Annotated in this window: 28 protein-coding genes, 3 tRNA genes, 1 rRNA gene and 1 pseudogene; 17 read left to right on the top strand and 16 right to left on the bottom strand. The window is 52.4% G+C overall.

Features of this window, described 5'->3' with window-relative positions; translation table 11 throughout:
- Positions 1-2: 2 nt before the first annotated feature.
- Positions 3-1,019, bottom strand: coding sequence for an ABC transporter permease (locus OCV80_RS14020; protein ID WP_025544126.1), 1,017 nt, complete (start codon positions 1,017-1,019; stop codon positions 3-5).
- A gap of 36 nt (positions 1,020-1,055) precedes the next feature.
- On the bottom strand, positions 1,056-1,823 hold the full coding sequence (locus tag OCV80_RS14015; protein ID WP_119311761.1) for an aspartate/glutamate racemase family protein: 768 nt from the start codon (positions 1,821-1,823) through the stop codon (positions 1,056-1,058).
- Positions 1,824-2,187: 364 nt separating this feature from the next.
- On the opposite strand from OCV80_RS14015, the gene OCV80_RS14010 reads away from it, so the two are divergent.
- From OCV80_RS14010 to OCV80_RS13985, 6 genes and pseudogenes are all read left to right on the top strand, one after another.
- On the top strand, positions 2,188-2,586 hold the full coding sequence (locus OCV80_RS14010; RefSeq protein WP_081692089.1) for an MOFRL family protein: 399 nt from the start codon (positions 2,188-2,190) through the stop codon (positions 2,584-2,586).
- 423 nt (positions 2,587-3,009) lie between these two features.
- Positions 3,010-3,318 carry a nitroreductase family protein gene (locus OCV80_RS14005; RefSeq protein ID WP_025544130.1) on the top strand — a complete coding sequence of 103 codons (309 nt, stop codon included), beginning with the start codon at positions 3,010-3,012 and terminating at the stop codon, positions 3,316-3,318.
- 16 nt (positions 3,319-3,334) lie between these two features.
- Positions 3,335-3,577 carry a hypothetical protein gene (locus OCV80_RS14000; protein ID WP_025544131.1) on the top strand — a complete coding sequence of 81 codons (243 nt, stop codon included), beginning with the start codon at positions 3,335-3,337 and terminating at the stop codon, positions 3,575-3,577.
- 629 nt (positions 3,578-4,206) lie between these two features.
- Positions 4,207-4,472 (top strand): annotated as a pseudogene (locus OCV80_RS13995) (helix-turn-helix transcriptional regulator).
- A 93-nt stretch (positions 4,473-4,565) separates the two neighbouring features.
- On the top strand, positions 4,566-4,796 hold the full coding sequence (locus tag OCV80_RS13990; protein WP_051365553.1) for a hypothetical protein: 231 nt from the start codon (positions 4,566-4,568) through the stop codon (positions 4,794-4,796).
- A gap of 547 nt (positions 4,797-5,343) precedes the next feature.
- Positions 5,344-5,475, top strand: coding sequence for a hypothetical protein (locus tag OCV80_RS13985; protein WP_267288487.1), 132 nt, complete (start codon positions 5,344-5,346; stop codon positions 5,473-5,475).
- A 263-nt stretch (positions 5,476-5,738) separates the two neighbouring features.
- Here OCV80_RS13985 and OCV80_RS13980 read toward each other — a convergent pair whose 3' ends face one another.
- The 5 genes from OCV80_RS13980 to OCV80_RS13960 form a co-directional block, all read right to left on the bottom strand.
- Positions 5,739-6,014, bottom strand: coding sequence for a hypothetical protein (locus OCV80_RS13980; RefSeq protein WP_119311762.1), 276 nt, complete (start codon positions 6,012-6,014; stop codon positions 5,739-5,741).
- 47 nt (positions 6,015-6,061) lie between these two features.
- On the bottom strand, positions 6,062-7,978 hold the full coding sequence (locus OCV80_RS13975; protein ID WP_119311763.1) for a sodium:solute symporter family transporter: 1,917 nt from the start codon (positions 7,976-7,978) through the stop codon (positions 6,062-6,064).
- 42 nt (positions 7,979-8,020) lie between these two features.
- Positions 8,021-8,848: an N-acyl homoserine lactonase family protein gene (locus OCV80_RS13970; protein WP_158629756.1), complete on the bottom strand. Its 828-nt coding sequence runs from the start codon at positions 8,846-8,848 to the stop codon at positions 8,021-8,023.
- Between the two features lie 42 nt (positions 8,849-8,890).
- Complete coding sequence (locus OCV80_RS13965; RefSeq protein ID WP_158629757.1) at positions 8,891-9,826, bottom strand: 3-hydroxyacyl-CoA dehydrogenase family protein; 936 nt, start codon at positions 9,824-9,826, stop codon at positions 8,891-8,893.
- A 152-nt stretch (positions 9,827-9,978) separates the two neighbouring features.
- Positions 9,979-11,382: a sigma-54 interaction domain-containing protein gene (locus OCV80_RS13960; protein ID WP_051365554.1), complete on the bottom strand. Its 1,404-nt coding sequence runs from the start codon at positions 11,380-11,382 to the stop codon at positions 9,979-9,981.
- Positions 11,383-12,180: 798 nt separating this feature from the next.
- On the opposite strand from OCV80_RS13960, the gene OCV80_RS13955 reads away from it, so the two are divergent.
- The 9 genes from OCV80_RS13955 (at position 12,181) to OCV80_RS13915 (ending at position 16,772) form a co-directional block, all read left to right on the top strand.
- On the top strand, positions 12,181-12,564 hold the full coding sequence (locus OCV80_RS13955; RefSeq protein WP_025544138.1) for a hypothetical protein: 384 nt from the start codon (positions 12,181-12,183) through the stop codon (positions 12,562-12,564).
- A gap of 969 nt (positions 12,565-13,533) precedes the next feature.
- Positions 13,534-13,743, top strand: a complete 210-nt coding sequence (locus tag OCV80_RS13950) for a helix-turn-helix transcriptional regulator (protein ID WP_025544139.1) — start codon at positions 13,534-13,536, stop codon at positions 13,741-13,743.
- Positions 13,740-13,955, top strand: a complete 216-nt coding sequence (locus tag OCV80_RS13945; RefSeq protein ID WP_249390871.1) for a helix-turn-helix domain-containing protein — start codon at positions 13,740-13,742, stop codon at positions 13,953-13,955. Before OCV80_RS13950 ends, OCV80_RS13945 begins: the two co-directional genes overlap by 4 nt.
- Before the next feature lie 495 nt (positions 13,956-14,450).
- Positions 14,451-14,729: a hypothetical protein gene (locus OCV80_RS13940; protein WP_249390872.1), complete on the top strand. Its 279-nt coding sequence runs from the start codon at positions 14,451-14,453 to the stop codon at positions 14,727-14,729.
- On the top strand, positions 14,707-14,847 hold the full coding sequence (locus tag OCV80_RS13935) for a hypothetical protein (RefSeq protein WP_249390873.1): 141 nt from the start codon (positions 14,707-14,709) through the stop codon (positions 14,845-14,847). Before OCV80_RS13940 ends, OCV80_RS13935 begins: the two co-directional genes overlap by 23 nt.
- 8 nt (positions 14,848-14,855) lie before the next feature.
- A complete protein-coding gene (gene mobL, locus OCV80_RS13930; RefSeq protein ID WP_256264910.1) occupies positions 14,856-15,293 on the top strand; it encodes a relaxase MobL in 438 nt (145 codons plus the stop codon).
- Positions 15,227-16,072 (top strand): MobP3 family relaxase, encoded by an 846-nt coding sequence (gene mobP3 / locus OCV80_RS13925; protein WP_329757643.1) that lies wholly within the window; start codon positions 15,227-15,229, stop codon positions 16,070-16,072. The genes mobL and mobP3 overlap by 67 nt, the downstream gene beginning before the upstream one ends.
- A 26-nt stretch (positions 16,073-16,098) precedes the next feature.
- Entirely contained in the window at positions 16,099-16,317 is a 219-nt protein-coding gene (locus OCV80_RS13920) for an SEL1-like repeat protein (RefSeq protein WP_249390876.1), read from the top strand.
- Positions 16,318-16,463: 146 nt separating this feature from the next.
- Positions 16,464-16,772 carry an SEL1-like repeat protein gene (locus OCV80_RS13915; protein WP_249390877.1) on the top strand — a complete coding sequence of 103 codons (309 nt, stop codon included), beginning with the start codon at positions 16,464-16,466 and terminating at the stop codon, positions 16,770-16,772.
- 84 nt (positions 16,773-16,856) lie between these two features.
- Here OCV80_RS13915 and OCV80_RS13910 read toward each other — a convergent pair whose 3' ends face one another.
- The 5 genes from OCV80_RS13910 to OCV80_RS13890 all read right to left on the bottom strand — a co-directional run bounded on the left by OCV80_RS13910 (position 16,857) and on the right by OCV80_RS13890 (position 21,883).
- A complete protein-coding gene (locus OCV80_RS13910) occupies positions 16,857-17,093 on the bottom strand; it encodes a hypothetical protein (protein WP_025544140.1) in 237 nt (78 codons plus the stop codon).
- A gap of 656 nt (positions 17,094-17,749) precedes the next feature.
- Entirely contained in the window at positions 17,750-18,670 is a 921-nt protein-coding gene (locus OCV80_RS13905; RefSeq protein WP_025544141.1) for an AEC family transporter, read from the bottom strand.
- A 174-nt stretch (positions 18,671-18,844) separates the two neighbouring features.
- Complete coding sequence (locus OCV80_RS13900) at positions 18,845-19,525, bottom strand: RraA family protein (protein ID WP_119311766.1); 681 nt, start codon at positions 19,523-19,525, stop codon at positions 18,845-18,847.
- An 18-nt stretch (positions 19,526-19,543) separates the two neighbouring features.
- Entirely contained in the window at positions 19,544-20,587 is a 1,044-nt protein-coding gene (locus tag OCV80_RS13895; protein ID WP_025544144.1) for a 2-hydroxyacid dehydrogenase, read from the bottom strand.
- 24 nt (positions 20,588-20,611) lie between these two features.
- Entirely contained in the window at positions 20,612-21,883 is a 1,272-nt protein-coding gene (locus OCV80_RS13890) for an SLC13 family permease (protein ID WP_025544145.1), read from the bottom strand.
- A gap of 247 nt (positions 21,884-22,130) precedes the next feature.
- On the opposite strand from OCV80_RS13890, the gene OCV80_RS13885 reads away from it, so the two are divergent.
- The gene (locus OCV80_RS13885) at positions 22,131-23,060 is read left to right on the top strand and encodes a LysR family transcriptional regulator (protein WP_025544146.1); all 930 of its coding nucleotides are present in this window, start codon (positions 22,131-22,133) and stop codon (positions 23,058-23,060) included.
- A gap of 409 nt (positions 23,061-23,469) precedes the next feature.
- Positions 23,470-24,684, top strand: a complete 1,215-nt coding sequence (locus OCV80_RS13880) for a tyrosine-type recombinase/integrase (RefSeq protein ID WP_119311767.1) — start codon at positions 23,470-23,472, stop codon at positions 24,682-24,684.
- A 221-nt stretch (positions 24,685-24,905) separates the two neighbouring features.
- Here OCV80_RS13880 and OCV80_RS13875 read toward each other — a convergent pair.
- From OCV80_RS13875 to rrf, 4 genes are all read right to left on the bottom strand, one after another.
- Positions 24,906-24,981 (bottom strand) — tRNA-Trp (locus OCV80_RS13875).
- A 39-nt stretch (positions 24,982-25,020) separates the two neighbouring features.
- Positions 25,021-25,097 (bottom strand) — tRNA-Ile (locus OCV80_RS13870).
- Positions 25,098-25,153: 56 nt separating this feature from the next.
- A tRNA-Asn gene (locus OCV80_RS13865) sits at positions 25,154-25,229 on the bottom strand.
- A 33-nt stretch (positions 25,230-25,262) separates the two neighbouring features.
- Positions 25,263-25,378 (bottom strand): 5S ribosomal RNA (gene rrf / locus OCV80_RS13860).
- Between the last annotated feature and the right edge of the window lie 2 nt (positions 25,379-25,380).

Here is a 25,380-nt window from a genome sequence, read left to right as displayed (position 1 = left end):
CTTTACAGGTCACCTCCCAGTCGGATCCTCGGGTCCACCATAGCATTGATCACGTCCACGATCAGATTGACCACCAAGAACGTCGCTCCGATTACAAGCACCACTGCACAGACAGAGTTCAAGTCCTTGGTAATCATCGCGTTTGCCCCGTATTTGGAAAATCCCGGCCAGTTGAATACCTGTTCCACCATGAATGCGTTGCCCACCATAGATGCAATGTCCATGCCCATAACTGTGATCACTGACGTGCTGGAGGGCTTGAACAGATATCGATTCATCAGGACTTTTTCCGGCAGGCCATAACTGCGGGAAACGCACATGTACTCCTTTCCCATATTGTCCGTCAGCGCGGAACGCATCAGCCGTGCATCCTGGAACATACCGCCCAGAGAAAGGGCAAACGCGGGCAACAGCAAATGGAGGAACGCGTCCCACGCCGTGGAAAATTGTCCCTGCACCAGGGCATCCAGCACATAGAAGCCCGTGATGGTGTCCGGCGGTGCCACCCCGGTACTCAATCGCCCAAGCGTTGGGATTACCTGCCATAGATTTCCGAATATGACCAGCAGCACAATTGCCACCACGAAGGACGGCACCGCGATTCCGATATAGGAGAACACACGGATGATACTGTCCAGAATGCCATCTCGGTGCCGGGCCGCCGCCCGTCCCAAAATCAGGGAACCGCCCACCATGAACAGGGCGGACCAGAAAATCAGTTCAAAGGTCGCCGGAAGCAGCTGCTTCATGTCCTCTGTAACAGAGCGGCGGGTGGACAGGGAAATACCGAAATCGCCATGAAGCACATCCCGAAACCACAGGATATACTGCACCGGCAGTGGCTTATCTAAATACATCTGTTTTGACAGGTTATCGACTGCCTCCTGGGTCGCGTGCTGCCCCAAAGCCAACCGTGCCGGATCTCCCGGAATAATGCGGGAAAGACAGAAAATGACAATTGAAACTCCTATCAGAACAAATACTCCCTGCAAGAGTCTTTTCAGTATATAGCGAAGCACTTTTCCAACCCCTTTCCTATTGCAGAGCCATTTGGATCACGTCAGTTCCCAATCGACTTTTCGTGTCTTTTCTTCCACCGGCCAATAGGCGTATTTGCTCTGGGAAACGCCCATCAACGCACAAGAAAGTGCGTCGTAAAGAGCCGCTCTGAATGGCTCAATGACCGGAATATCGATCCCGTGTTCCTGCAGTTTTCTCTTCACGCCATCCACCGCCGTGCTCATGCAGGTACAGCCAAAAATCACCGCCCGGGCGCCATCCTGCCGTACCGCTTGGTTGGCAGCCGCCGCAGCCTTGTCCACGAGAGCCTCCTCACTGTTGTGAAGTTCCACCACTGGCATGTGAATGACCGGAATGGATGCCAACTGCCGTTCAAAGCAATAACACCGGATATTTTCACGAATACAGCGGTCGGCATTATCCAGAATCCCGATCACAGAAAAGCGCCCGGCCATTCTGGCGGCCAGTGAACAGCTGGACTGGCATGCCCCCATCACCGGAATTCGGACCAATTCCCGGCATTCAGAGAGTGCGGGATCCAGAAAGCAATCCAGGACAATGGCGTCGAAGCCATCTTTTTCCCCCTGCTGCACCAGCTTTAATATGTAAGGCGCAGCCAGAGCCGAATCGTAAAAGCATTCAATAGACTCACTTCCACCCTCAACGATCCTGCTCTCAAGCTCCACCAGTCCCCCGGTTTCCTCCTTCAGCGCGGCGGCCAGCGCCTGACGGTCCTTTACAGAGACTGCGATCCCCTCTGTATAAATGTCCGGAACAATGTTGAGGATTCTGATCTTTCTCATAGATACCTCCTTTTCGCATCATCTAATTTTGGTCTACTGCCGTGTTATTTATGTTGAAAATTATACGATTGGATTTTGTGTAGAAATATACATTTTTCTTGGGCATTATTTTCATCATAACACACAGCCCTTATGCAAATCTCACATATATCTAGATGTCCAGAACAGCAGAAGGGATCAGGGAATCTCTGTTGTAAGCATCTATGGTCTTTCCTTGACATCTTCCTTAAGAAGCTGAGGGTAGATTTTTAACAGTAATTTGCCCAACTTTAAGTGGAGCGTCTGGAGCCCCTGCTGTATCTCATCGGCCAGACGATAGGGACAGGCGGTAGAACACCGCTATGAAGCCGCCGGAACAACTGCGTTGGCGTCTATTGCAAAGGCCCATTCCCATTGTGGAAATTCCCTGGCATTCCTCGCTGATGGAGAGACGGTCGTGCAACTCACTGAACACGGTTCTGGCGGGAGAAATCAGGAGCTGGCATTGGCCGCTGCAGAAGGAATTGCAGGACTGGACAATGTCTTAATTTTTTCCGTTGCTTCTGATGGAACCGATGGGTCCACTGATGCGGTCGGCGGAATTGTAGATAGGTTCACGTGGAGCCGACTGGAAAAGGCTGGCCTCTCCATTCACCAGATACTAGCTAATAACAGCGCCTATCATGCTTTGAAACAAGTAGATGGGTTGATTCGAACGGGTCCCATAGGGACCAATGTAAATGATGTTTTGGTGCTCCTGATTCAACAAGCTGAAAGGACATGAACAAGCGACTCTGTTGTGATTACGTATCGTGGGCAGCAAGTATCGGTGCCGAAGGCTTTCTGGAGCGGGATCGGAAGCGGGAACAGGCGTGGTAAAAACAGGAGGAAAGGCATAGCATATCCTCTCGAAATAAAACCTGAGGAGAACAAGCAGGGACTGAACGCCCGCTGAAAGATTGAAGCAGTCCGTCTCTCCAAAGATAAGGTTACAGGGTGTTAAGCCCTAATTATTGGTGCTTGAAAGAGCGTCCAGCACATACCTATTTAGTCCAACACGAGGTTGAGCCTACTCACCTCCACGTGCTCTGTAGTACACCTGCTTCCTCAAGCCTATTTTAACAAATTTCAACTTGCTGTATGAGAGGCACCTATGTTTCATCCATTTTGGTGCCTTGGAGCGTAGCGGAAAGGAATGGTCACACCTATGGAATTTAAAGAAGATATTCAAAAGAGACGCACAACATTTCAGTTTACTGGTACACCGGTAACAGCGGAACAGATTAAGTGGATTATTCGGGCCGGAATCACGGCTCCCTCTTTTGACCACAAACGCAAGTGGAATCTTATTGCGGTCACGTCGGAGATGGCAAAGCGAAAAGTCACCGACTACATTGACCCTCTGCCCTGTAAGGACACTCCTCCTGAAAATCCAGTGCAGGAGATGATTCAGATCGCTTTCCCCAAGCAAAAAAGTATGTGCGGAAGCTGGATGTGTCCTTCTGCCGCTGTATAAGCGGGAAGCACAGATCATGATGGAGGTCGGGCCCAGAAAACTGATGGACTTTGTCGAGATCTGGTGCGTCATCGAAAACGTCTTCCTAGCTACCACAGACGAGAGCCTTGGCCGCTCCATGCGAATTCCCACAGAGGAACAGCCGAGGAAGATTTTGGAAGTGCTGGGCTGTCCATCAGGATACCAGCTTCCTTGCATCATCGGAATCGGCCATATTGCAGAAGGGGCTGAATATCGGAGCAGGTTTATCCGGATTTGACGGAGTGTGTTCATTGGAAAATTGGTGAAAATACCTCAGCGGAATTTTTATATGTTGCTTTTGTGTCCGGACTGGTAGTCTATCCATTTGTCCTACACAGTGCTTAGATAATTTACTGCTACCTATCTTATTTCCTATAAATCGCCGGGGCACCAAGATTCTCCTTCCTGGTGCCTTGGCGATTTCTCCATATAAAAGCCTGTGAAAACTGAGCTGGATTCCCGCCAGCAACGTGATGAAGGCATCGCCTTGACATATGCCCGGCGGGAGGAAATAATCGACACTTGTGAAATCTCCAACAGCACCAACGCAGAAACTGCGCCGCATCAGCAATGAAAAGGCCAGCTGGATTAGGAGTTGGATCAATCAATCCGGCCGTTTCTTTTCCTCGGTTTCATATTCATTCTCTCAGATTCTTGCGTTGTCCGTCATCGCTTCATTTTCTTTTGCCCACTTGCTGGATTACGCATATCGCTGTCAGAGGAAGTATCTGATTGGCAAAAGCACTGAATCAAGATGCTTGAATCTGTGTAATTCTCTGAATTTTCTTCTTGTCTCCGCTCAACTCCCTGTTTTGTTGCTTGTACATGATGAGAGGTTGTGTATTTCTCAAATGCGGGGGAGGCATCGTGAAAGAATCGGACTGCAAACGCTATGAGGATCTGCCGCTGTTTCTGAACACGGCAACAGTGGCAAAACTTCTTGGTGTGTCACAATCCAGCTGCTACGAGCTCATGCACGAGCCGGGCTTCCCGGTACTAAAGATCGGCAGCAGGATGGTCGTACCCAAGGAGCAGTTCACCCGCTGGGGGATGAGCATACGGGAGGTGGAAAATCAGGTACGGAAGTGGAACCTACTTCTCTCTGCCCGACGAGATCTTCCTGCTGGGTCTGAATGCCGGTGAACTGGCAGTGTATAGTTACCTCAAACGGTGCGAGGACCGTAAGACGCATCAGTGCTGGCCCAACGATTGGGAGATCTGTGGGTATGAGTGAAAACACAGTGCGCAAGTACATCCGCCAACTGGAGGAACAGGAGCTCCTCTTCACAGAACCGACAGAGATTATGACCAGGGCCGGTCAGAAGCGCAATAGGAATCTGCACCACACCCTCCGTCCCACCCAGGAGGTGGTAAATGCGTACTATGACCGTCAGTTGGCGCGGCTGGAAATCACAGTAATGCGTCAGAAGGCAGCAGCGGCCCAGGCCGGCATGTGACCGCCTGGGCCGCTGTGTGCGGAGGTGACAGCGTGGGCAGGGTACAGGCATTCCGTGTGGGGACTGTGTGCCGCAGCTCCCGTTATTGATTAACGCCTAAATGGGCAGGTGGACCGAGGGGGGGAATCGTGCAGGATAAAGGCCGGGGTCGCCGGTAGCACCTCCGGCCGGTCACAACTGCCCGCAGTGCGGGCAGTTGCGAGGGTTTTGCGGTGTATCAAAAGTGGGATCAAAATCCGACCTGTGCTGTCACCTCTGCGGTCACGAACCCGGAACACCTACTGTCACAACAAAAAAACAGAGGTCAAGCCCCAGAAAGGAGCAGTTTATGGGCAGAAAAGAGAAATTCGCCTTCTACCTCTCTCCGGAGAAGAAGGCCATCTTAGAGCGGCGGTACCGGGAGGATTGAAGCCGCAGTCTCACCGCCTTCATCGAACGAGCCGTCGACTTCTATCTGGACTGCTTCAGCGCCAACAACGCAGGACTCTTTCTCCCGGCCTCCATCAAATCCTATGTGGACGGCCGACTGGGACAGTTGGAGAATCGGATGTCCTCTCTGCTGTACAAGCAGGCAGTGGAGCAGGATATGGTAGCCGGCATTCTGGCGGATGCCTATCAATTCAACGAAGATGATCTCCAGCCACGCCGCACGGAGAGTATCAACAAGGCACCTGAGTAAAAGTGAGTTTGAAACGGTGCTGTCTGCCTCAGATTGTGTCAGGCATCCCGTGGAGGATGCTGTACTTCAGAACTTCCAACCGGGATGTCTACGAAAAACTGTTGATGGTCTTGGAATTGGGGTAAATGTCAAATATAAGGGGCAATAAAGGAGTGTGGGCGTGGCTAAAGCCACACCCACACTCCTTTATATCCTCCTGTATTTGACATTTACCATTTTGTGTGTGGGACTCTCTCTTATGCCAGTTTCTTCACTCTATTTTCTTAAAACAACAGGGTTATAACTTTATAGAGAATGAACAGGAACATGATCACAAAGCCACCGCAACGGCTCACTACACGTCTCCAAGACCGCTGTTCCTGACAGCGGTCCGCATGGATAAGTGCCGCCAGAAAAACTCCGCTGCAGGCCAGCAACACCGCCCATAGAAATGTTGCATTGGGCAGAGCAGTTTCCCATGCCAGCAACAGGACGCAGGGAACAAGAATCAAAATTGAGGCGGCGAATTCTGCCAGCTTTCTAGCGACATAAGCATTCACCTTTTTCCCTCCTTCAGCATTTTCTTGGAAAAGAGATTTCCTGTTGCTTATGAATGCTGTGCGGCAGTCTTCCGCAACAGTTGCCGCCCAGCATCCGTCAGTCCGGCTTTCAATCGTCCTTGGCCGAAGACTCTCACCAGTCCCAGATCGGAGAGATGTTCAGAAATGGCACTCAGTTCCATCATGTAGATGGAATGCTTTCCAGAGATCTCGCTCATCGTGGCATCGTCCTTTTCGATCCAATGCATGAACTGGATTGCCTGACTGTCCACTCCATATACGGCAATGGTCTTCAACTCTGTTTCACTCATATTGGCACAGGCCGCGGCATCGCCTTTTTCCGTCAGGGAAAAATATAGCTGGGCAATCAGCCGCTGTCCCTTTCGCTTGACATAGCCGCTCTTCTCCAGAGAATCCAGCGCATTGTGGATATGGCCAGCCTGTAGCTGATGCTCATTGCAGAAGCGCGTCATACTGGTGATAATAGCGCCGGCATTTGAATATCCACGCTTGATGGTTTTCAGAATCTCCATCTGGGCTTCATTGGGTCCCGTCTTTTCATCCACAGGAACAACGGTATCCTTCTTGGTCAGAAAGCTTACAATCACCAGCGTGAGGAAAGAGGCCGGGAAAATCAGCCAGAGGCTGTTCATCTGCTGGGAGTTGGTGGTTAGGATATCCCAGTACAGTACAATGGCCATAGACACGGCAACAGAGGCAATCGCTCCCTTCTGGTTGCCTACCCGCAATAGCCAGGAGTCCAGATAGTAGACAAACAATGGGGCACCCACTCCTGTGCCGAAAGCGAAGAGATAGCTCAGCCCGCCGCTCCAGAAGATGGCGAAGAATACCGAGGCCATTCCATAGATGATGGTGCCCCACTTCGCCCACTGCAGGAGCTTTTTGGTATCACGAATTTTCAGGAAATACTGCGCCACATCACGGACTAGCTGATTCACGCCAGATACCAGGTAGATGTCGCAGGTGGACATGGTGGCCGCCATCAGGCCGGCCATAATACAGGCCGCCAAAGGAATCGGCAAAATATTCATCAAGGCTCCGAACGCCTGACTGGAATCCGTCAGTCCCGGCAGAAGCTGCCGGGCATAGCAGCCGATAAAAGCTCCGACAACACCGGTAAAGTAGGCGATGATCACAGTCCACATCCAGCCGCGCTTGCAGTTCTTTAGACTGCGAGTACCCGCCGCCCGGGCCCAATACGGAGACTGGTTCAGCAGAGACTGGTGCATCATCAGGAAGGTGATGACAGACGGTGCCACAAATTTGATGACAGGGAGCGTACCGAAAGGAAGGGAGAGGAAAGCATCTGGTAGCGCCACTGCATCAGGCAACCCGTACTTCGCGATCAAAAAGGTCGGCAGGATGATGAACTGGATAATGAATACCCAGGAGAACTGAATCACATCTGTGGCGGTAGCCGCCCAGATGCCGCCGAATACCACGTAGGCCGTGACCACCACACCTACCAACAGCATCGCGATTTTGGGGTCAATGCCCAGCGCACCGCCGATGGTCTCGCCGCATCCCACATACTGCCAGCCCAGAATGGCTAGGGAGGCAAAAAGGATTACAATGGTGATGGCCATGCGGCCGCCCTTTCCGTAGCGGTATTCAAACCACTCGGTGGGCGTCAGGGCGCCGGATGTCCGCCAGAAGCCGGCCCAGCACAGCCAAGCCACCAGAGCTCCTGTGCCCCAGCCCAAGTAGAACCACATGCCGCCCATACCGAACATATAGCCGTACATGATAATGGAGGGCAGATAACCGCCAGAGATCAGAATGGAACCGTTGCCGATGGCTGTCATGAAGGCCGTAAACTCCCGGCCGCCAACCATGAATTCCGTCTCATCCTTGGTGGTCTTTTTTCCGATGATCCAGCTCAGTAGCATCATTGCGCATACGTAGACCACAGTAATTAGGATCATCCACATTTGTGAAGTCATACAGATACCTCCTTACGTATGAACATTTCACCAGCATTGGCATTATCCAAAGTATTTCTTGTTGACGCACCACATGTCGTGTCCAGTGAGGAACCACTTAGGCTCTTCCCGCTCCGCCAGCATCATAATCTTGTTGAAGCTGTCATAGCAGGCATAGTGGTCATAGATAACGCTGTTGAGGATAAAGGGTCCCCAGTTCTCAGGTGCAGGTGTGATATCCACAATTTCGCCGCCAATGACCTCCATCTTATCCATCTGCGGGAAGAGAGACTGGGCAATATGGGGCATATCGCCGGTAATCACATACTTGCCCTCTGCAGTCTGGACCTGAATGGCCATACCGCCTAGGGAGTGACCGGGAACCTTGAACAGGCGGATTCCGTTTCCCATGTCAAAATCGCCATCAATCATGCGTACATTCTTGATCTGTGCAAGGTCGCCTGGCGTGCGCGGGTCATAATCTCTTCGAATCTTCTGTGTGGGCAGGGGGTGAAGCATATTGTAATACTCATCCCTCTGAAACAGGTGCTGTGAATTGGGAAACAGCAGCATGCCGCCTGCATGATCGTTGTGGAGGTGGGTATACATGACAATCTCAATATCGTCGGGTGTCAGACCTTCTCCTTTCAGCGCATCCAAAACAAATTGATTGCCGCCCTCCGCCGGACTGTCCGCCCAAGCTTTGCCATCGACAATGTTGTCCTGATGAACACCAGTATCCACAAGAATATTTCTACCATCCTTTTGCAGGAGATACCCACTATAGACAAAGGGATATCTCGTTTGGTCAAGCCCACCATCAAATAAGGACTTATAGCAGGACAGCGTACCATAGTGCAGGCAGGTGATTTTCCAGTTGTTGTTCGCCATATTTTCCATCCTTTCTACTCCAAATGTGAGCCGGTGTTTCATTCACTCCGGCATATGCCATTGCCGGACGCCCTCAAAATAGGGAGCCTGCTTCCGGTATCGGAAGTCATCCTCGTCCTTTTCAGACCAATCATAGAGTCCTTGGCCCGCCTTTTGCCCCGTGCGCCCGGAGGCAATCCCCACCAGAGTGGTCTTTTGGATACTTTTTGTGTCGCAGAGATCTGGATACACATTCAGTGCAATGGCCCTTTCCAACTCAAAGCCAACCGCATCGTAATATTCCAAAAGCCCTATAGAAGCGTACCGCATTCCAACTGCATACTTAATTGCCCGATCAATGTCCGCCGCAGTGGTGATCCCCTGCTCAATCAAATAAATCGACTCGCGGAACAATGCCTGGGCAAAACGATTTACTAAAAATCCTGGGACACTGCGATTCAGCATGACCACTTGTCGATTCAGGTCCTTCAGCAGCGTACAGACCTGATTCAGAGTTTCCTCTGATGTCTCTGTATGCCGGACAACTTCCACCAGGGGAAGCATGTGGACGGGTTGGAATGGATGCGCAATCAGGAATCTTGCGGGATTTTCAATTTTTTCTGCCAGGATTGCAGCATCAATGGAAGATGTTGTGGATACCACAATGATATCTCTGCCGCAGACCTCGGTAATGATGCTATACACACGCTGCTTAATGTTCACATCTTCTGAAACCGCTTCAAAAACAATGTCACAGTCTCTAAGGGCTGAGACATCATTGGTGATCGTCACCAGGTCCATCGCAGCACGCCGATTGGCCGCAGTCGCCAATTTCTGGGCTATAAGGTCATTCCAGTTTTGCAGCATGGTGTTTCTGCAGCGGGATAGTCCCTCCTCTGAATGTCCAATTACAACGGTGGAATATCCATTGCCAGATGTCAGCGTCGCTTGGCACGCGCCGATCGTTCCTGCCCCATAAATTGCAATTTTTTTCCCCATAGAACGCCTCCTCTCGTTTTGAAACAGCATTGTCAGGGCCTTGACGCCTTACTACCTAAGCAAAAACTATGCCAAGAATGGAAAATACAAAAATTCTCCATTCTTGGCATAGTGTGTTGTAAAACTGTACAACTCCCCTGTTTGCTGAGTCTTTAAAGAAGTTGATACTTATGAAGTTTTTTATACAGGATTGTGCGGGAAATTCCCAAATTTTGTGCTACCAAGGTCTTATTACCGTGAAACTCCTGTAAAACTTGCATCAGGATATCCTTTTCCAGCTCATCCGTCCGTTGGCGCAGCAAGCGCGGCGGCGCGGCAGAGTTTAATGTTTTTGTTTCATATGCGTGATGTTTAAAATAGTCCGAAAAATACTTCCACTCCAGCGTCTCAAACCAGGCAAGATTCATGGCCCGTTCTAAAACATTCTGCAGTTCACGGACATTTCCCGGCCAGTCATATTCCATCAGACGCTGAACGGCTTCCTGAGAGATTCCCGGGATTTGGAGGTTCAGCCGGAAATTCAACTGCTTCATCAGCCAATCGATCAGCAAAGGAATATCCTCGCTTCGCTCTCTCAATGGCGGAACATGAATGCATACCACATTCAGTCGGAAATAGAGATCACTGCGAAATTTTTCTTCCATCACAAGCTTTTCAAGAGGCGTGTTTGTCGATGAAATAATCCGCGTGTCAATGGGGATTGTGGCAGAAGATCCCACACGCTCAATCTCCCGCTCCTGCAATACCCGGAGGAGTTTCGGCTGCAGGGCAAGCGGCATCTGATTAATCTCGTCCAAAAAGAGGCTGCCGCCATTTGCCATCTCAAATTTTCCAATCCTGCCTCCCCTGCTGGCCCCCGTAAAGGCTCCCTCCACATAACCAAAGAATTCTGATTCCAGAAGTTCAGCGGGGATCGCTGCACAGTTCACTTTGATCAGGCGATTCTTACATCTGGGACTGAGTTCATGAATGGCATGCGCTACCAGCTCCTTGCCGCTGCCAGTTTCTCCATCAATCAAAACCGTGGAAGAGGACCGCGCTGCACAGACAATTTCGTGCTTCATTTTCAGAATCTCCGGGCTGTTTCCGACAATCCGATCCAAGGGATCTACGGTATTTTGCTGAAAGGACTGAAGCAGTTGCATCTGGCGATTCAGTTCTTCCAGCAGTGAAACGACATGAGAGGGAACCGCCATGGAAACATCCTCATTCTTTCGAATCATATAGACGAGACAACCCTCCAACTTGTTTTCGTGAAACAGCGGTGTGTAGGAGCAATAGACCGGTACCTCCTCCCCAGTTTGACTGTTCAGGAGAATCGCATCCCCAGACACAAATTTTTGAGTCTTTAATACCTCATCCACGCGGGAAAGCCGAACAACATCCCGGACATATCGGCCCTTTACCTGCTCAAATGTATACCCGGTAAGTGATGACCATCGCTGGTTGACATAGGCATACCGTCCCTCTGCATCCGCGACAATGAGTCCCTCCAGTTCATCGGCAATTCTTTGCATCAATGCTTTTGTTGAAATTTCATGTAGACTCTGGACCATCAAGGGAATTTCTCCTCCTTTCGATTTCCGTTATTTTAACGAAAATTCACACAGCTCCCCGGTTCTGTTTTGGAAGAATTATTGTAAGCCAATTTTAACACAAGTTGTAAACACTGTAAATAAATACTTACAATTATGTAAAATTGTTACAGTACCTAAAAAATTCTCCCAAAAATAAAAAGCTGGAAAGTAAAAATTGCTGCACTGGTACTGCTTACGCTGTGGCAACATGGCTATCTATCATATAATCTCTCTGGCTTTTCAAAATACTTAGCCATCCGTTTCTGCCGTATTCTCAGGAACGGCCTGCCGCTAATCAGATAACCATAGGGTGTTCCTATATTCATTTCTAAAATTCTTCCCCCTTCTCTCCACCGTTTTCATTGATTCTTTGCTAAGTATAACATCGGCACAGTCGGAGGTTTCCTTTTACAGTCATAGTCACCGGCTAAGCCGATGGCTTGAGTAGGCCCTATGAAGGCCTATTACCGGCAAGCGTCTCAAGGCGCACTGAAATTTATTTTGCTTGCATCACTTGCCTTACAGCCTGTAAACGGGTAATCATCGTTCTAATAGTAGCTTTCTATTATTGGAAGTCTCATGCCAGCGGCTCACTTCGCTCGATGCTTGAAGCTAAAGCTCCTCTCTCGATTGACAACTTTGATGCCTGCGACTACATCTTCCTGAATCACGCGCACCCGGACCACTACCTGAACATCAAGGAGTTTGTGGACAAATTCCACCCCCCGATCTCTGTGGACAGCCTGTATGCGGCGGAACTCTCCCGCACCATAGGCATTGAGCTGGCATACATTTTCCCGGTGGACCGGACACAACTACCGCTTCCCGGACTTCCGCCTAGATGTCTACTACGGGAGCCACAACGCGCTGACAGGGATCGGCTTCGACAACTATACCTTCACGGAAAAGCTGTTTGGCATCAAGGGCACGGAGGCGCTGGATCAATACGGCAGCCTGTTCAACACGAATTTCATGTTGACCCTGCCCAATGGCTACAAGGTCGGCTCTGTCGCCGGAATCGACAATCTGAACCAAGCGGAGGCGTGGCGGAACAATCAGCCAAATCTCCTGCTGCACCAGCGTATGGTGTACACAAAGCCGGAGGACTATGCCCAAGAAGTGATCGATCTGGGCGGGCAGATGGGGATTGTGGAGGCGTGAGGTGCCTCTGCAAGAAGGCGGGAGCGATGCTCCCGCCTTTTCAAAACTGTCTGTCCTTATTTCTGCCACTTATCAGATTTTGATATGCGATACAAAGAAAAAGCATTGGTTGCAAGCCCACTTGCGATACGCTGATCAAGCAGAATGACGGCACCTTCTTCGACTGGCCGGTATTCTGCCTTTAGCTCCGTGAACTAAACGTACTGAAAGTTACGGTGTAGGCTATCAAGAATATTTTGTCTAAATTTTGATTTCAAGATTGTTAGAAATGCAGAAAACGAATAAGCTCCTACAGGATTTTCGGAGGCCCGGCAGTTACCTTGCCGGGTCTCGCTGTATCCTCGGAAGTAAGGAGCGATAAGTGGGAGTGAGATCATTGGGACCCTCGGAACAGAGACAAGCGATATGGGGCTACTTATGCGGCGCACGGTTTGGTACAACGAAACAACTGGCAAATCGATTTGGAGTTTGTGAGCGGACGATTCGAAGCGCCCTGGTCATGTTATCCTGTACATATCCCATCGAGACTTCCTTTGGTCTCTATGGAGGAATTCGCGTCTCAGATTGGCACCACCCAGCTCAAACGCAACTGTCGGCAGCTCAAATATCGCCTTTGCTAAGAGTCCGAATGGATCTGGATGGTGAGGATTTGAAAGTGATGAACTCTATCCTCATCCAATTTGCTTTTCCTGGAAGTTACTAAAATGAGTCCTGCTTCCCGCGAAAAAGCACTACAGCTAGAATGAAAATTTCAAAAAGAGCCGGGACAAATATACCAGAAGTGAAGGATGCCAGAGAGACCCACTCCGTGGATGAGTTCCTGCGTTTGATCCATCCAAATGTTGTCTGTGAGGCTTCGAAAAGGGATGCTGATTGAAAAAATTTCGAGACCCGGCAAAAAGGCTGCCGGGTCAGCTGATAGACTGAAAGCACAAACATTGGATCGAGATCTACTGGCAGGAGGTGCGTATGAAAGAGTCCCATTACAAAAGCTATGATGATCTGCCTCTGTTTCTCAATGCAAAAACAGTGGCAAAGGTTCTGGGCGTGTCACCATCTAGCGGTTACGAGTTGCTGCACGACCCGGGCTTCCCGGTGATGCGCGTCGGGAACCGGATGGTGGTGCCCAAGGAGCAGTTCATACAGTGGGTGAGCGATCACACAGGAGGTGGAACATGAAGTATAGAAATTACCGAGACGTTTTCTTTCTGCCCAACGAGTTGTTTCAGCTGGGACTGGACTATGGAGAACTGGCGGTCTGCAGTTTCCTGAAACGGTGCAAAAATCGAAAGACACATCAGTGCTGGCACAGCATCAAAACGATTGGCCATGCGGTAGGCATGAGTGAGAACACGGTGCGCAAGTGCATCCGCCGACTGGAGGAGCGGTAGCTTATCTCCACCGAGCCTACCGAGGTCACCACCAAAGCCAGTGGTCGGCACAGCGGAAATTTTCTGTTCACCCTCCGGCCAATTCAGGATGTGATCGCCGAATCCTACGCCTGACAGCTGGAGAGGGTAGAATTGGCTGCAGAGCGGCAACGGGTCGCCAAGTCCTTCCAGGAGCTGGAGACTCCAGCGTGACCGCCTGTGAGCCGCTGTGTGCCCCGTTTGCGTGAGCTCTTGCCCCTCCCAGTGGCTTCGGACGGATTTGGCCCGTTTTGGGGGTTTTACGAGGGACGAAAAAAGGAACAGGATAAACGTCGGGGTCACCGATGGTGCCTCCAGCCAGTCACATCTGCCCGCAGTGCGGGCAGTTACAGGAATTTTCCGGATGACCGAAAGTGGGGTCAAAACAGCCAGCGGGAATCACGTTTGCGGTCACTATCCCAGAACACCTACTGTCACAACAAAAAACAGGGAGCACGCCCTGGAAAAGAGCCGCTTTTGAGCAGAAAAGAGAAGTTTTCCCTGTACCTGACGCTGGAGAAAAAAGCAATTCCGGAACGCCGGTATCAGGAGGACGGGGGCCGCAGCCTCACCGCCTTCATCGAGAATGCCGTAGATTTCTATCTTGACTATCTCAGCGCCAATAATGCTGGTCTATTCCTCCCCGCCTCCGTCAAGTCCTGCCTGGATGGACGCTGGGACAGCTGGAAGATCGCCTGTCTTCCCTGCCTTCAAACAGGCAGTGGAGCAGGACATGGTGGCTGGCATCCTCGCTGACATCTACCAGTTCAGCGAGGAGGATCTCCGCCGTTGCCGTGCGCAGAGCGTCATCAATGTGAAGAAGGCCAATGGCCGCGTCTCGTTGGAACAGCGGGCGCGGGAGTTCTGGGAGTAGGACGATGAGTGGCAGGATTGATCGTGAAAAGCCCCTACCTGAAGTGTGGCGAGGATCATTCCGTCAGTGGATACCTCCACTACATCGGGACCAGGGAGCGGGTGGAGCTGCTCCCAGATGACCGTCCGCCAACCAGAAAGCAGGAGCAGTTCATCACGAAACTGGTGAAATATTTTCCGAATGTCAAAGAGCTGAATGAATTCTCCGGCTACGAAACCAAGCCTACCAAGGCCAATGCCTCCTCGCTCATCACTAGGGCGCTGGAGGAAAACTGGTCAGCACTACAGAAAACAGAGGGCTACATGAAGTACATCGCCACTCGTCCCAGGGCGGAGCGGCTGGGGGGCATGGTCTGTTTAGTGATGAGGACGGCGTGGACTTGGCAAAGGCCATGGAAGAACTGGACCACTACACTGGAAAGGTATGGACGCACATCCTCTCCCTGAAACGGAAGGATGCAACACGGCTGGACTGCGACAATGCTAAAGTGTGGATGAATCTGCTCCGGACAAACCACAACGACATCGCCGCCATGAACATTCCGCCGAATCACTTCCGATGGTACGCCGCTTTCCATGATGAGGTGAAGCACCCCCACGTACACATGATGGCGTGGTCGGCGGTACCCGGTGAGGCCTATCTCACCAGAGAGGGCATCCGCAAGATCAAGTCCACGCTCACCAACCAGATCTTCCGTCAGGAGATGCTCCACACCTACGAGCAGAAATCTCAGTCGCAGGATGAAGTGGTGCGGGAAGCTCGGCAGACCATCCGAAAACTCCCCCAGGAGATGGCTCGGACTATCTGTACTCGCCCTGAGATCGAGCAGAAGATGGCGCAGTTGGCTGAACAACTGGAAACGGTTAAGGGAAAGAAGTCCTACGGCTATCTCTCCAAGCCGGTGAAGAAAACCGTGGATGAGGTGGTGGACAAGCTGGAGGAACTGCAGGTAGTTCGTGCGTGCTATGACCAGTGGTGCAGGCTCCAGGGTGAGGTGGAAAGCTGCTACCACGACAAGCCCAGAGAGAAGAAAAGCTGTCCCAGGAGAAGGAGTTCTGGCAGATCAAGAACGCCGTCATTCAGGAGGCGGAACGCATTCGGCTGGAGGAGATCACCTTCGAGAATGATGACTTGGCTGAGTGCGATGAGTCGGAACAGGTGCAGAGCGAGTCCTCTGCCTGCTGGGAACTACGGCAAATCATCCGGGACGCGCCCTTTCCTCTGAAAGATCAGAACGATGCGGCAGAGGAATTGGAACGGCTGGCGGAACAGAGTGATCTCCATGCGCAGTACCTGATGGGTCTACTCTACCGGGATGGCCTTCTACTGATCCCGGACAGCCAGAGCGCGAAATACTGGCTCACCCAGGCGGCAAAGCAGGGATTGCCGGAGGCACAGTACGCTCTGGACAAACTGCTTTCTCTGACGATCTTGAAGTCTGTGATTCGGACGGGGGCATCCGCTGCTTGAAAGAAGCAGCTGGGAACGGGAACCACTTTGCCGCCTACCGGCTGGGCAAGAAGTATCTCAGCGGCGAGGTTGTGTCAAAAGATGCAGTCAGAGTCACAGAGCGCCTCACCTAGTCAGCGGAGGCGGGAAACCAGTATGCCCAGTATATGCTGGGAAAGTTGTATCTGACTGGGCAGAGTGTTCAGCCGGATCAGGTCCAGGCAATAGTGTGGTTCGGCAGGTCCGCTGAGGGAAATCAGTACGCCCAGTTCTTTCTGGAGCGGCACGATGATATTCGACCGCCCTCTGTCATGCTGGCAGTTACCCGCCTGCTCTACCACATGAGCCGGAGCTTTGAGGACTGCTCCCTGCCTCGATCCAGCACTGGTCTGCGCATCGACCGGAAGCGCCGGCAGAAACTCCAGGCGAGGCGTATCGCTCTGGGCCACAAGCCGGATGACCATGAGGATGAGTAGCATCAGGATGAAATGACGATGAAGGGATGGTGAGCTGCACGAGAAAGGAAAAAGGCCTCCCGCAAATACGGGAGGCCCGGCAGATCAAGAGGTGCCTTCTCCCACTCCGCCCACATAGAACTCGGCCATATCGTCCAGCCGCAGGCAGGCCAGGCGTCGGTGTGCCGCCTTCATGCTGCCACAGCCGCAGTCGATGTCGAGGATGCCGTCTCCATGCCAGATTGAAAAGTCCTCGTCGTGCCCATCCGTAAGGAACACCGTGGGCGTGTGGCCGACAATGCAGATGGTGTCCGGAAAGGGGCTTCTGTTGTCTGGCTCCACCCGGCCCCAGATGCGGGTTTCGTGCCCCTCTCCCGGATACCCGTGTACCAGATGAAACCTCTGCCCACCCACTGTCAGGTCCAGATAGCCCGGCAGGCCGGCGAGGAAACACAGGATCCCATTCCGCTCTTGGTGCGTCCGGTGATAGATCAGCTCCCGGTAAGCAGACGAACCCGCCGTTCATCCGCCAGAGGTCCCGGGCGCCGAACTCGTTATTGGGTTCCAGGGTCCTCAGGCACATCTGCTTGTGGTTGCCCAGAAGCATGGTCATATTCGTCGCGGCTATGATCCTCCAAAAAATGTCCCCACCCAAAGTCCCCCGGACGATAACGCCTCCCAGAATGTATAGATGGTCCTCACCAGAGAATCGGATCAGCTCCAGCATCTGTTCAAGCTTATCCAACTCGCCGTGGATGTCCGATATACAGCAGATTACCGGCCGCACCTCCTGCCTGAAAAGTGATACCCGCATTTTACCATAGAATGTCTGCGGATACAACGGCGGTGTCCCCCCTTCAAATTTTGCAGGGTAGTATGCGATATACGCGTTTCCCAAATAGAAACTTTCTGATAATAGTCCTAATTCAGGGTGGCTATTCTTCTGCGATTGTGGGATTGTCCGTTGCTGAGAAAGGGAAGCTAGAATATGCACACTGTCACACGCCCATCAGGAAGGTCAACAAGGGGATTGTCAGAATCGAGCAGAGCGTGGAGGCAAAGATGATCTGCGATGCAAATATGGCATCACCGCCGTATTTGTCTGCCAAAATGGAAGTCGTGCTGCCTGCGGGCATCCCCGTTATCAGAATGCAGACATTGACCAGCGTTGAATCCAGCGGGAACGGCTTTAGCACCAGCCAGATCAGCACGGGAAAGAACACCAACCGTAAACAGGTGTACCATAGCACGGATTTGGAGAATAGAGATCGGATTGGCGCATCCGCGAGAATTGTACCGATCACGATCATGGAAAGCGGCACTGTGCAGCCGCTGGTTATGTCAATAGCTTCTTCTAAGAAATTTGGAAGTGAGATCGGAGCTACCATCAAAATCAGGCCCACAAATACCGCGATGATGCAGGGATGCCGCACCAATTTTCGGAAGGCATCTTTTTTACTGACATCCGTAAATAGGGAAAGACCCGCTGTCCACATGGTAAAGCGAAGGGGAATTTGAAATACGGAAGTATAGATGACACCCAGATCCCCGAACATCAGATGGGCAATCGGCAGCCCTACAAAGCTGGAATTGGAACAGATCATGCCATAGGACAGCACACTTTTCTGGTTTGCCGGATACCGGCGGAACAGCAGCTTGCTTCCGTAAATCGACAGTACCTGAATCCCGATGGAGATACAGACAGCCAGAATGCAGTTGTGCACAAAGCCATCGGGCAGTGTGATCCCACCCATAAAGGACGCTACGATATTACAGGGGAGAATCGCATAAATCAGAAGATCTGAAAGGGTTTTCCGCCCGTTTTCGCGGATGATCTTCAATTTTTTCACCAGCACACCCAACAGGATCAGCAGAAACAGCGTCTCCTGCAGGGATAACATCTCCCAGAAAAAATCCATCTCGCTCCCTCTTCTCCGCAAAGCTTATTCCAATAAAAATTCTACAATATATTCCGATAGGCCATACCATTTTTATCCGAAATAGGGCGCAGGGTCCGGCCCTGGGGCCGGACCCTGCACGAAAAAAGGATCGTGTGTGTCCGATGGTAGCAAATTTGGAATGCGGTACCGTGCTTACAGGATTTCGCAGCTGATTTCCTTCAGCTTTTCATCTACCCAGGGACGGATGTAGGTGCCGTCCCCCAGAATATGGGCCATGATGTCGGCTTCTTTCTTCTCAACCGCCTCGGTGGCATCCGCCAGCTCTGCGGCGATGGCGGGATCAATGAACAACACACCGTCGTCATCGCCCACTACGATGTCGCCGGGACGGACGAGTTTTCCACCAATCACCACGGGGACGTTGATCTCGCCGGGGCCGTTCTTATAGGGGCCGTTGGGGGTGGCGGACCGGGCGTAGACGTGGAAGTCCTCCATAGCCGCCAGACCGCCCCGGTCCCGGATGGCACCGTCGCAGACGATGCCCTTGATCCCGCGGGCCTTGCAGTAGGTGGCCATCAGCTCGCCGAAAATGGCCCGGTCTGTGAAGCCGCCGGCATCAATGACGATGACATCACCGGGCTTTGCCAAATCCATGGCAGCGTGAAACATCAGGTTATCGCCCTGAGGGACCCGGACGGTGAAGGCCGTGCCCAGCAGCTGTCCTTTGTATCCAATGGGCTCGATGGCCGCGTCCACTGCGGCGATGCGGCCCATGTTGTCATCGATGTTGGCCACCGGCATATCTTTGAACCGGGTCACCAGCTCCGGGGCGGGCCGCTGAAAATCCTTTACGATCTTGCATCCGATAGACATGATCTCATTCCTCCGATCTCAGATAAATGTAAAGCCAGTCTCTTTATTCAGTACGTCTCGGTCCGCCACGCAGCGGGCGGCTACTTTACCTGTAGTCACGGCGGTGGGGACCAGATCGCAGACCATCTGGATCTGGGTCTTCTTGCTGCCCACGCCATAGCTGCCGCAGTGGGGGTTGACGATGACGTTGTCCAGCGTCTTCAGCGGGTCATTTTCCGGCAGAGGCTCCCGCTCCACGGTGTCCAGGCCGGCGTACAGGATCTCGCCATTTTGCAGGGCCCAGACCATATCGTCGTTGTCGATGACGGGGCCTCGGCTGGTGTTGATGATCATGGCGGTATTCTTCATCTTTTTGAAGACTTCTTTGTTGAACACGTGGGTGGTTTCCGGGGTCAGCACGACATGGATGGAGATGATGTCGCTGCGGGTGATCAGCTCCTCAAAGGACACGAACTCTACATCCGGGTACTGAGCTTTGACGGCATCGCTGATGTACGGATCGCAGCTGATGACCTTTGTGCCGAACCCATTGTGGAAGATATCGTGGAGATGGCGGCCTGCCAGGCCGAAGCCGTAGAGCCCCAGAGTCAACTCCCGCACATCAGGGGGCAGCAGGTACTGACATTTGGGCCAGTTGCCCTTGCGCACCTCCCGGTCATAGTAGGCGGTGTTGCGGATCAGCCCCATGATCATGGCGGTGGCCACGTCAGCCAGCTCCTTGGCGCAGAAGCCAGGCAGGTTCAAAACGATCACGCCCAGCTCTGCGGCGGCCGCCAGGTCGATGCTGTTGACGCCGGCGCCAAACCGCTGGACGAACTTCACCTCCGGCAGGGTCTCCATCACCTTGCGGGTGATGGGCGGGTTGCCGGTGGCCAGGAGCACCTGGGCTCCTTGGCAGCCCGCGATGATCTCCTCTTCTGTGGGCTCCTTCTGACGAGTCGCTTCCACCTGGTACTCCAGCAGCTCCATCTGGATCCCGGCCGCCTGATAGGCTGCCGCCACACGGTCCAGTTCTTGGGGTGTGACGCTGCCGTAATCTTTGTCAACGACAATTGCTCTCATAAATTTGCCTCCTTCAAAAGTCGCTTACAGAGGCCAGAAAATGGGAATGAAGATCATGGATACGATGAGAATGACCACCGTCAGCCCCAGGCCGGGGCGGAAGAAGTCCATGAACTTCAGGTTGCCCGGACGGACGATCAGGGTGTTGGTGCCGCTGCCCACCGGGGTCAGGAACGGAGCGGATGCTGCCACACAGATGGCGATGGCCACGGCGGTGGTGTTCATGCCAAATGCCTGCACGATGGGAATGAACAACGGGGTGACCAGCATGGCACAGGAGGTGTTCATCATGGCATTGGTCAGCAGAGTTACCAGAACCAGAATGATAAACAGCACCAGCAACTTGTTGGGATGTTCGCCCAGCAGGTTTACCGCTGTATCGGCGATCAGGGCGCCGGCACCGCTTTTGCTCATGCCTGTGGAGACAGCGCTCATGCCGGCCACGATAAATAGAGTGGATAGATCGATGGATTTATAGGCATCGGACTGGCTGATACAGCCGGTCAGCACCAGAACAAAGGCCGCGAAGGCCGCCACCAGATACATAGGGAAGGAATCACTGTCGATGGCCATAGCCACCAGGAGCACTGCCAAGATCACCAGGCACAGCCCGGCCTTTACGGCGTTGAATTCCACAGCCTTATTGCTGCCGGTATATTCCGCCAGATATTCTCTGTCAGAGGTGTCGCCAGGGGTCAGGAACCGCTTTCCGATGGTCAGGAAGAACACAATGCCAGCAATGGAGACCGGAATGCCCACTTTGCCCAGTTCGAAGAAGGTCATAGTGGGAACGCCCAGATCCTCCAGGGCTCCGTTGACCACTACATTGCTGGCCGCGCCCATCAGTGTCAGGTTGCAACCAAAGCTTGCGGCGAAGGACATGGGAATCAGCTGCCGGGAGACGGAGACACCTGCCCGCTGGCTGACGCTGATGACGATGGGAAGCAGCATAGCGACTACGGCTACGCCGCTGCACACCGCGGAGATAATTGTAGCCACCAGCATAAAGGCGATCATGATGCCGTTTTCCGATGTACCTGTGAATTTGACCAGAACATCCGCCATCTTGGCGGCGATGCCTGTGTGGAAGAGGGCGGAACCAACCACCATCATTGCCGCCACCAGGACGATGGTGCTGCCGGAAAAGGCGCTGAACAATTCCGCCGGGTCAATGATCCCACACAACACCAAAACACTGCCACCCAGCATAGCCACCAGGGCCGCGGGGAGCTTCTCCGTCACAAAAAACACAACCATAACCAGCAGGACCAATAGCGTAATCACTGCAGGGCTCATAGGAGTTCTCCTTTCTTTTCTCCATTCATGTACGGTGATTTTGCGAAAGTGCAAAATCCATATTGGTTTTTCTTATCAGACCCTTGGTCCTAAATTTTCTTTACATAGGCAAGATTGTAGCAAAATATGCGCATTTTTTGCTTTTCTGTCATCATTTTAACGTCTATACTTGCTTTTGTCAAAGGCAAAAGGTAATATAAAGATTATAATGTCAACATTATACTAGTTGAGGAGGATCGGATCATATATGGTCTTGCATAACTATGAGTATTTCGTAGCCATCGTAGATGAGGGGAGCCTAACAAAAGCAGCTGAGCACCTGTATGTCTCCCAGCCTTCGCTCAGTCAGTATCTGAAAAGGCTGGAGGCGAATCTGGGCGTAGAACTGTTTGATCGCAGCGCCTCGCCGCTCCGGCTGACCTATACCGGTGAACGCTATTATCAATACGTCCTGCAGATGATGAAGCTGGATGAAAATATCCGCCGGGAATTTCAGGACATCAAAAACCAAACCAGCGGACGCCTCCGATTAGGAGTGGCGCTGTGGCGGGGCGCTTGCCTGCTGCCGGATGTATTCCCCAGCTTTCACCGGCAGTATCCGGACATTCACATCGAACTGACTGAGGGGCGCTCCGTCCAACTGGAAAGCGCATTGATGAACGATAAAATCGACCTTGCAGTGATGAATCTACCCCGCACGCTGGATTACAGCAAACTGGTATCGGAGGTCGTTTGCGAAGAACGGATTCTAATCGCCGCCCCCACACAACACCCTTATGTGCAGAACTTACTTGCAGACTGCCCGACCCTTGGAGGCTATCCTGTTGCCTCGCTGGAGCTGGTAACCCATATTCCCCTGATCCTGACGAAACCCGGACAGAATTTGACCCACGAGGTTAAACACGCTCTTGGGAAGAGTCATATTGAGCCAGATCTCCTTATGGAGACAGCCAATCTGACCACAGCTATTAATTTGACCGCTCAGGGCATTGCCTGCGCTTTTGTGCCAGAAGAGGGTGCGAAAGTCTGCCAGCACCCTGGCGCAGTGACTTATTTTGCAGTGGATTCCCCGGATCTGGTATGGGATTTAGCGGCCGTGTATCGGAAGGACACCTATCTGACGCGTCTTTCCCAGCTGTTCATTGATGTCATGAAACAGCAGCTCCGACGAGAATAAGCGGTGTTGAAAACGGCTGCATACGGAAAAATTTCACCTGCTCATACGGGGCAAAAAGAGCGTTCAGCATGCCAGCGGCTGCCAAACGCTCTTTTTGCAGGGAGAGCCCCAAACCCACTTTGTGGCTAAAGGCCGAAGGATAACGGATAAAAGGTAGTATATACATTAGAGTTTTGACAAAAAACACGCAAGGTATTTTGGCCCCACAAATAACTCAGAATTTACTGTGCAGTAAACAATAGGATGTCTGCGGATACAACAGTGGTACTCCCCCCTTTTCAAATTTTGCGGGGAAGTAAACAATATACGGGCTTCCCAAATAGAAACTTTCTGATAATAGTCCTCATTCAGGGTGGCTATTCTTCCGCAGTTGCGGTATTGTGTGTTGCTGAGAAAAGGCGGCCGTAATATGCAGCGAAAACTATTGGAAAGCGGAAACATCTTCAAACGATCAGACGGCCGCTGGAACGGCGTGGTCTGGTACTCGGATGAGCAGAGTTCAAAGAAACGCAAATCCTTCTGCGGGACCAGCAAACAAGAGGTCAAAGATAAAATCACTGCCTACCTTGCCGACTTCGACCGCCAGCTCACGGCCTCAGATGAGTCCAAGGCAAAGTTTGAGGAAAGCATGGGCAAGTGGCTCCGGGTATTCAAATTTCCCTCTGTGGAGCGCGGCACCTACGACCGGCTGGAGTGCACCGCCAAGTATCAGATCTACCCGATCCTCGGCGGCAAGGTGGTGGGTGACATCACCTCGGCAGATATCAAAGCCCTGCTGAATCACTGGATGAATGAGGGCTACGCCTACACCACAGTCAAGAAGGTCTACAACATCCTTACCGACTACTTCCGCTACCTGACTCAACAGGAGTACATCCCGAAGAACCCAATGGCTGCGGCTCCCATGATCAAGAAGTCAAACTTCATGGCTAGCCAGGGCAAGGAGGATCTGCCAACCTTCGAAACTGTGACCATCTTCACCCCGGAGGAGATCACAAAGTTCAAGGCGGAGGCTGTCAGGACCTGGGAAAACGGGACGCCCATCTATCAGCAGGCGGCCGCCTATACGCTGATGCTGAACACCGGACTCCGCACAGGCGAAGCCCTCGGACTGCTGAACAGCGACATCGATCTGGAGAACCGCGTCATCCACCTCCAGCGGGGCGTGAAAGAGGTTTTCAGGCGGGAAGGCACCGAATCCACCAGCGGCCGGGAGGTGAAGATCGGCAAGCTGAAGAGCACCTCCAGCAAACGGGATGTGCCCCTCAATCAGGCGGCAGTGGACGCCATCCTGACTCTGAGAGCGGAGCGATACTTCGGAGAGGACAGCCCTCTCATCTCGGATGAACACGGAGGTTATACCCGGCCGGTAAACTTCCGGAAACGATACTACCGCATTCTGGAGGCGGCTGGACTGGAGCAGCGGGGACTCCATGCCCTCCGACACACCTTCGCCACCAATCTGGTCAACGGAGTCAAACAGCCGAATGGAACCATCCGCGCGCTCTCTCCCCGGCAGGTGGCCGACCTCCTCGGCCACTCCACCTCAGAGATCACAGAACTCTACTACGTGAAAAAGGATACCTCCCGGCTGGCAGGAATCACGGCAGGATTCGATCTCTAAAGCACCCTCCAAAAAACGCGCCCCTGACCAGAAACCAACTGGCCAGGGGCGCAAAACTTTGATGCTAAAATGATGCTGTAGCAGACGGAAACAGTAAAAACGGATGACGCCAGATACCACATTCAGGGCATCATTTGAGCGTCACCCGCGGTCTCCCGAAAATCATTCCCTCGAAAAAGTAACAAAAAACCCCGATAAATCGGGGTTTTCGGAATAAACAATGGCAGGGGCAGAAGGATTCGAACCCTCGGCACGCGGTTTTGGAGACCGCTGCTCTACCAGCTGAGCTATACCCCTATCTCGCTTGCGGCACTCCCGTCAGGCGATCAACCATTCTGGTGGGCCTTCAGGGATTCGAACCCGGGACCGGCCGGTTATGAGCCAGCTGCTCTAACCAACTGAGCTAAAGGCCCGTATCGGCATTTCCTTCAAGAGAAGTATTGCCGCCACGCCGAGTGGCGGCAATACTTGGCTCCCCCAGTTGGACTCGAACCAACGACACCGCGGTTAACAGCCGCGTGCTCTACCGACTGAGCTATGGAGGAATGTGGCAGGCCCTTGTTAAAAACAAGAGCCTGTGTTGGCGCTACCTATCTTCCCGGGCCGTCGCCAGCCAAGTATTGTCAGCAGGAACGAGCTTAACTGCCGTGTTCGGAATGGGAACGGGTGGACCCTCGCCCTAATCAGCACCAACTC

Origin of the sequence: Oscillibacter acetigenes, from assembly GCF_025567605.1 — a bacterium.
Lineage (GTDB): Bacteria > Bacillota > Clostridia > Oscillospirales > Oscillospiraceae > Oscillibacter > Oscillibacter welbionis.
Note: the sequence above shows the minus strand (reverse complement) of the source record. Positions and strands in the feature narration are given on the sequence as shown.

What these genes read in the sequence shown, in the direction of transcription:
- OCV80_RS14015 (WP_119311761.1), bottom strand. Translation starts at nt 1,823, where the DNA reads ATGAGAAAGATCAGAATCCTCAACATTGTTCCGGACATTTATACAGAG.
- OCV80_RS14005 (WP_025544130.1), top strand. Translation starts at nt 3,010, where the DNA reads ATGGAATTTAAAGAAGATATTCAAAAGAGACGCACAACATTTCAGTTT.
- OCV80_RS14000 (WP_025544131.1), top strand. Translation starts at nt 3,335, where the DNA reads ATGATGGAGGTCGGGCCCAGAAAACTGATGGACTTTGTCGAGATCTGG.
- OCV80_RS13990 (WP_051365553.1), top strand. Translation starts at nt 4,566, where the DNA reads ATGAGTGAAAACACAGTGCGCAAGTACATCCGCCAACTGGAGGAACAG.
- OCV80_RS13985 (WP_267288487.1), top strand. Translation starts at nt 5,344, where the DNA reads ATGTCCTCTCTGCTGTACAAGCAGGCAGTGGAGCAGGATATGGTAGCC.
- OCV80_RS13975 (WP_119311763.1), bottom strand. Translation starts at nt 7,978, where the DNA reads ATGACTTCACAAATGTGGATGATCCTAATTACTGTGGTCTACGTATGC.
- OCV80_RS13970 (WP_158629756.1), bottom strand. Translation starts at nt 8,848, where the DNA reads ATGGCGAACAACAACTGGAAAATCACCTGCCTGCACTATGGTACGCTG.
- OCV80_RS13965 (WP_158629757.1), bottom strand. Translation starts at nt 9,826, where the DNA reads ATGGGGAAAAAAATTGCAATTTATGGGGCAGGAACGATCGGCGCGTGC.
- OCV80_RS13960 (WP_051365554.1), bottom strand. Translation starts at nt 11,382, where the DNA reads ATGGTCCAGAGTCTACATGAAATTTCAACAAAAGCATTGATGCAAAGA.
- OCV80_RS13950 (WP_025544139.1), top strand. Translation starts at nt 13,534, where the DNA reads ATGAAAGAGTCCCATTACAAAAGCTATGATGATCTGCCTCTGTTTCTC.
- OCV80_RS13945 (WP_249390871.1), top strand. Translation starts at nt 13,740, where the DNA reads ATGAAGTATAGAAATTACCGAGACGTTTTCTTTCTGCCCAACGAGTTG.
- OCV80_RS13935 (WP_249390873.1), top strand. Translation starts at nt 14,707, where the DNA reads ATGGTGGCTGGCATCCTCGCTGACATCTACCAGTTCAGCGAGGAGGAT.
- OCV80_RS13915 (WP_249390877.1), top strand. Translation starts at nt 16,464, where the DNA reads ATGCTGGGAAAGTTGTATCTGACTGGGCAGAGTGTTCAGCCGGATCAG.
- OCV80_RS13905 (WP_025544141.1), bottom strand. Translation starts at nt 18,670, where the DNA reads ATGGATTTTTTCTGGGAGATGTTATCCCTGCAGGAGACGCTGTTTCTG.
- OCV80_RS13900 (WP_119311766.1), bottom strand. Translation starts at nt 19,525, where the DNA reads ATGTCTATCGGATGCAAGATCGTAAAGGATTTTCAGCGGCCCGCCCCG.
- OCV80_RS13895 (WP_025544144.1), bottom strand. Translation starts at nt 20,587, where the DNA reads ATGAGAGCAATTGTCGTTGACAAAGATTACGGCAGCGTCACACCCCAA.
- OCV80_RS13890 (WP_025544145.1), bottom strand. Translation starts at nt 21,883, where the DNA reads ATGAGCCCTGCAGTGATTACGCTATTGGTCCTGCTGGTTATGGTTGTG.
- OCV80_RS13885 (WP_025544146.1), top strand. Translation starts at nt 22,131, where the DNA reads ATGGTCTTGCATAACTATGAGTATTTCGTAGCCATCGTAGATGAGGGG.
- OCV80_RS13880 (WP_119311767.1), top strand. Translation starts at nt 23,470, where the DNA reads ATGCAGCGAAAACTATTGGAAAGCGGAAACATCTTCAAACGATCAGAC.